At 62.6% G+C, this 4,690-nt stretch carries 7 protein-coding genes; 3 read left to right on the forward strand and 4 right to left on the reverse strand.

Annotated features, from left to right (window positions below; all coding sequences use genetic code 11):
* Window positions 1-238 precede the first annotated feature (238 nt).
* Window positions 239-949 carry a GDSL-type esterase/lipase family protein gene (locus CWO89_RS40890; RefSeq protein ID WP_245476807.1) on the forward strand — a complete coding sequence of 237 codons (711 nt, stop codon included), beginning with the start codon at window positions 239-241 and terminating at the stop codon, window positions 947-949.
* Here the strand turns inward: CWO89_RS40890 and CWO89_RS40895 are convergent.
* Window positions 926-1,225: a winged helix-turn-helix transcriptional regulator gene (locus CWO89_RS40895; RefSeq protein WP_130583920.1), complete on the reverse strand. Its 300-nt coding sequence runs from the start codon at window positions 1,223-1,225 to the stop codon at window positions 926-928. The two genes, CWO89_RS40890 and CWO89_RS40895, sit on opposite strands and share 24 nt — an antisense overlap.
* A gap of 181 nt (window positions 1,226-1,406) precedes the next feature.
* Here CWO89_RS40895 and CWO89_RS40900 point away from each other — a divergent pair, with 181 nt between their 5' ends.
* Entirely contained in the window at window positions 1,407-1,733 is a 327-nt protein-coding gene (locus tag CWO89_RS40900) for a nuclear transport factor 2 family protein (RefSeq protein ID WP_130583916.1), read from the forward strand.
* Here CWO89_RS40900 and CWO89_RS40905 read toward each other — a convergent pair.
* From CWO89_RS40905 to CWO89_RS40915, 3 genes are all read right to left on the reverse strand, one after another.
* A complete protein-coding gene (locus CWO89_RS40905; protein ID WP_165421542.1) occupies window positions 1,713-2,801 on the reverse strand; it encodes an acyltransferase family protein in 1,089 nt (362 codons plus the stop codon). The two genes, CWO89_RS40900 and CWO89_RS40905, sit on opposite strands and share 21 nt — an antisense overlap.
* Before the next feature lie 97 nt (window positions 2,802-2,898).
* A complete protein-coding gene (locus CWO89_RS40910; RefSeq protein ID WP_130583918.1) occupies window positions 2,899-3,105 on the reverse strand; it encodes a hypothetical protein in 207 nt (68 codons plus the stop codon).
* Between the two features lie 155 nt (window positions 3,106-3,260).
* Entirely contained in the window at window positions 3,261-3,881 is a 621-nt protein-coding gene (locus CWO89_RS40915; RefSeq protein WP_207234674.1) for a TetR/AcrR family transcriptional regulator, read from the reverse strand.
* 117 nt (window positions 3,882-3,998) lie between these two features.
* Between CWO89_RS40915 and CWO89_RS40920 the strand changes: the two genes are divergently transcribed.
* Window positions 3,999-4,568: a hydrolase gene (locus CWO89_RS40920; protein WP_130583919.1), complete on the forward strand. Its 570-nt coding sequence runs from the start codon at window positions 3,999-4,001 to the stop codon at window positions 4,566-4,568.
* Window positions 4,569-4,690: the final 122 nt, after the last annotated feature.

Below are 4,690 nucleotides of genomic sequence, written 5' to 3' on the forward strand. Positions count from 1 at the left end.
CGCGAGGGATGGACAGACTTTTGGTGATTTGCCCGACGGGTTGATTTGTCGCACCCGTTGCATCCACATCGTCATTGCTTCGCTGCGCTCGCAATGACGGAGAGTGAGGGGCGCGGTTGCCCCGAGCCGGTTATGGATGATAGAGAGCCGGCCTATGGAGCGGCGGGCTTTTCTTAAGACATTCGGAATAGGCGCGGTAGGTTTGGGCACAGCCTTTTGGGCTGGCAGCCGGAATACCATGCGCGGCGGCTGTTATCTTCAGCTCGGGACCAGCATCAGCGCGGGCACCGGCTCAACCCATGGCGGAGCCACACCAAGCCTCATAGGTGAGCGGCTTGGAATGTTCGCCATCAATGGCGCCTTTCCGGGTTCGTCCGCCGGTCAACATAAATTGCCGTCGCTCAACCCTGTTTCACTTTACGCGATCGCCGACGCGATTTCCTCGGGCGATTGGTCTGCACAAAAACGAACCGGAGAACCGGTCCGTGACTCGTCCCTTGGTAACCTGCGAGCGATGAACCTTCCGAGCGTCACCCACATTGCCCTGGAGTACGGCGCCAACGACTTCCGCTATGACCGCCCGATCGGATCGGACGATGATGTCGGCAGCGACACCTTCAAAGGGGCGCTCAATCATTCGATCAGGCTCCTGCGGAATTCTTGCCCGACGGCGCGGATCTTTCTCATCACGCCCTGGTGGTTGCCAACCCAAGACGATCGCGACAGCGATGTACATCCGAACAAGCTCGGATATTTTCTTCGCGATTACATCGGCGCAATGCTGCGCGTAGCGGAAATAAACCGCGTCCCATGTCTTGATCTCTTCAACTCAGGAGGGGTCAGCAAAACCAACTATCGGGCTCTCACCCACGACGGGGTGCACCCGAACAACTGGGGCGTTCTGCTCCGGGCCGTCCAGATATCCTCATTCATTTCTACCAGCGTCTAGCGGTGGCGCAGGCGGGCGCTGCTCGGCCCAGGTGAGCAGCCCATCGAGCGCCGGACACAAGGATTGTCCCCAATCGGTCAGGCCGTATTCGACCTTCGGCGGCACCTGGTGATGGACGATGCGACGCACGATGCCGTCATTCTCCATCTGGCGCAGTTGCTGGATCAGCATCTTCTGCGAGATCCCCGGGATCGCCCGCTCGAGGTCAGAGAAGCGCAGCAATTTGCCGCTAAACAGGTGGAAGAGGATCACGAGCTTCCACCGGCCATCCAGCATCCTGAACGCCTTCTCCACGCCCTCGGCGGCGCTCGCGGCTGTGTACTCAACCTTACCCAAAAGTCAGTACCTTACCTTTTCGTGCGTTCTTGCGGTTTGGCGAAGCTACAAACACCTTTCCGGCTACGCAATCGCGATCCACGACCGCGTCGCTCCCGACGCGCAAAGGAAAGGAAATCCGATGTCTCTCGATCTGCCGGGCCCAGTTGCCGCTTACTTTGCCGCCGACAGCCGCGATGGCGATGCCATCGCGCAATGCTTCAGCGAACGCGGCGTCGTGAAGGATGAAGGGCGCAAGCACGAGGGGCGCGCGGCCATCGCGCAATGGAAGGCCGATGCATCGACCAAATACAACTATACGAGCGAGCCGTTCGCTGTAGAGGAACGCGACGGGAAGATCGTCGTCACAGCGCATGTAGTCGGCGACTTTCCCGGTAGTCCGATCGATCTCAGATACTTCTTCGGGCTCGATGGCGACAAGATCGCCTCACTCGAGATCCTTCCCTGAGGTCGGAGCGAGCGACAGCAATTGCTGCTGTCTAGGTTCGATCGCGCTCGCCGGCGAGGGCTGTTTCGTGGCCAGCCGCCGGCCCAGGGCAATGAAGGGTTTCTCGATATAGCGCCAGGAGAGCCAGGCCATCGGCGTCGTCAGCGCGACCGCTACAATCGTCATCACTGATATCGCGAGCAGGACCGGCAGTCCCCTCGCATCGAGCAGCCGGGCGGCGAGCCACATGCCGATCGGGTGAAGCAGATAGAAGCTGTAAGAGATACGGCCGTAGAAACGGACCGGACGGAGATCGAGAACGGCAAAGAGGCCGATCGAGCTTCGAAAGGCGACCAGCAGCACGAGCAGCGAGGAGCTCAGGGTTTCCAGCGCGATGATCGGCGCGGTTTGTTTCTGTGATCCGCAGAAGCAGAACAAGGCGATGGCCGCGATCGACAGGATCCAGGCAGCGGCCGTGCGGAGGCTCTCGGCCGTCCGCTCGCCCTGCATCTGCAGAAGAACGCCGGCGACGAAGGCGTAGAGCGGCGCGAGGTTGGAAATGCCCCCAAGCAAATGCACATAGGCCCCCCAGAAGGAGAGCCCGAACAGGACTGCGATCGACACCATGAGCGGCTGCGGGCCGAAGCGCTGGAAAATCCAGACCGACAGCAGGATGACCGGCGTCGCGAAGCACTCGACCGTCATCGACCACATCACGCCGTTGATGTCATGGCGGACCATGATCGCGTTGAGCACGACGTTGAGCGGATCGAATTTCCCCTCGTAGCCGACATAGAAGCCGTATTGATGGTGCAGTAGCGTCAGCAGAGCGACCACCGCGATCGCCGCGGGGAAGAGCCGGAACAGGCGATGTCGCAGAAACGTGATCGGGTTCGGATTGTTCTGCAGCGAGCGCGCCAGCACGAAACCGCTGAGCACGAAGAACATCACGACCGGCGCCATGCCCGTGACGTAGGTGTCGGTGAACTGGCTCGTCATGTGATAGCCGACGACCGAGACGGCTGCGATGCCGCGCAGCGATTCAAGGCGAGGCAGGAAGCCGAGCTTTCCTGTCTTGCTTGTGCTCACCTGTGCATCAGGGACCGCCGCCATCATTGTCGCGTAACATTCCGCGCGGAGCTTGGCTACTGCGGCGTGCCAGGCACGTGTTCACTAGCCCTGTTCACTAACCTTTGGGGCCGGAGGCGCCGTCGATCCATTGTCGCGTCTCCTCGTCGGTCCAGCCGGGCACGGCGAATCCTTTGGGTGGGGGCGGGACAACGGGCTGTTCGAGACGAAAGTGCCGCTCGGGATGTCTGACGCGGCGCACCGTCGCCGCGTCGGCGGCGGCGCACAGCATGATCAGCACGCCCAAGCAAAGAGCAAGTCGCATCGGATATCCTCCGCTCCGACCGTGTGTTCGAGCAACACGAGCGCGGCCGGCAATGCAGAAGTTGGCCGCAGTAGGCTTCCCAAAATGCGCACTGTTTTTCACGAAAGCGGCAACGATCCGCCTTCCGATGCATCCGCTGTTCGCAGCCGATACGGCTATCCAGCCGGCCTGCCGGGCGCGAGCCTGGCGGCGAGATAGAGGCGGTTCATCAATCTTAGCTGCTCGGGCGCGCCGGGGGTCGTTGGCGCGTCCTTCATGGTCATGCCGACCATCGTCTTCATGTTGTTGAGCACGACCGCGGCGATGTCCTCGGCCTCGTGCTCGTCGAGGCCGGGCGCGCAACGCTTCAGCGCTGTCTTGATCCCGGCGAGTGTCTGGCTGCGGAAGCGAAGGCGGATCTCGGTCCAGTCGGTGCGGGAATCCAAGAACGCGGTGACTGCGCGGATCTGCGGATAGAGCTTGGCCAGGAGATCGATGAGGATGTCGGCCAGTTGCTCCGGACTGGCGTCGGCGGCGCGGGCGAGGATCGCGTCGTATTCCGCCCGCAGCACCTCGGCATAGTGCTGCATCAAGGCGTCGGCGACAGCGTCCTTGTTCGGAAAGAAGCGATAGAGCGAGCCGATCTTGGCGTCCGCCCGTGCCGCGATCTCCGCCATGGTCGCGGCCTCGAAGCCCCGTTCCTGAATCACCTCGGCCGCAGCATGCATGAGCTCGGCGACGCGCTGACGGCCGACCTCGCGCTGCGGCTGGAGCGGTTTGCGGTCCTGACTTGACAAAGTTGAGGATATCCTCAAATAGAGTGGTGCGTGCTTGAGCTTTCCCTCAAGTATTTAACGGCTCCCCACGCGCCCGGCAACGGGTGGGGAGGCTGCCATCTGGCGAAAGGACATCCCATGCTCATCCTGCCCGCTGCGACCACGGCATTGATCCTGATCGACCTTCAAAAAGGCATCGTCGGCCTGCCGACCGAGCCCCATTCCGGTGCGGCCGTCCTTGCCCGGGGACAGGAGCTGGCCCGGCACTTCCGCGCGGCCAAGGCGCCCGTCGTCCTCGTCAACGTCGCCTTCTCGCCCGACTTCAGCGACGCGCTGAAGGCGCCGGTCGACCAACCGATGCAAGCGCCGCCCGGCGGCTTTCCCGAGGGCTGGTCGGAGCTGGCCGATGGCCTCGCTGAACCGTCGGATATCAGGATCACCAAGCGGCAATGGGGCGCATTCTACGGCACGGAGCTCGATCTGCAGCTCCGCCGGCGCGGCGTGACCACCGTGGTGATTGGTGGCATCGCTACCAATATGGGCGTCGAATCCACCGCGCGTTCCGCGCATGAGCATGGCTATGAGGTCGTGCTGGCGGAAGACGCGAGCGCCAGTCGTTCGGCCGACATGCATGCCTTTGCCTTCGAGCACATTTTCCCGCGGCTTGGCCGCGTGGCAAAAGCGGCCGAGATCGAGCTGCAGCGGTGAACGAGCCGCAAGCCTATCTCCCGCTCCAACCGCTGCCGGTCACCGTCCGCTGGGCGGTGCTGTTCGCAGCCTCACTCCTGCTCGCCGGCGTGCTGCAGTGGGTGAGGCTGCCTGCCGCCTTG

The sequence above is a fragment of the Bradyrhizobium sp. Leo170 genome (genome assembly GCF_004296405.1).
Classification (GTDB): domain Bacteria; phylum Pseudomonadota; class Alphaproteobacteria; order Rhizobiales; family Xanthobacteraceae; genus Bradyrhizobium.

Excerpts from the sequence above, each read along its gene's own strand:
- CWO89_RS40920 (WP_130583919.1), top strand. The coding sequence starts at position 3,999 with ATGCTCATCCTGCCCGCTGCGACCACGGCATTGATCCTGATCGACCTT.
- CWO89_RS40900 (WP_130583916.1), top strand. The coding sequence starts at position 1,407 with ATGTCTCTCGATCTGCCGGGCCCAGTTGCCGCTTACTTTGCCGCCGAC.
- CWO89_RS40895 (WP_130583920.1), bottom strand. The coding sequence starts at position 1,225 with ATGCTGGATGGCCGGTGGAAGCTCGTGATCCTCTTCCACCTGTTTAGC.
- CWO89_RS40890 (WP_245476807.1), top strand. The coding sequence starts at position 239 with ATGCGCGGCGGCTGTTATCTTCAGCTCGGGACCAGCATCAGCGCGGGC.
- CWO89_RS40910 (WP_130583918.1), bottom strand. The coding sequence starts at position 3,105 with ATGCGACTTGCTCTTTGCTTGGGCGTGCTGATCATGCTGTGCGCCGCC.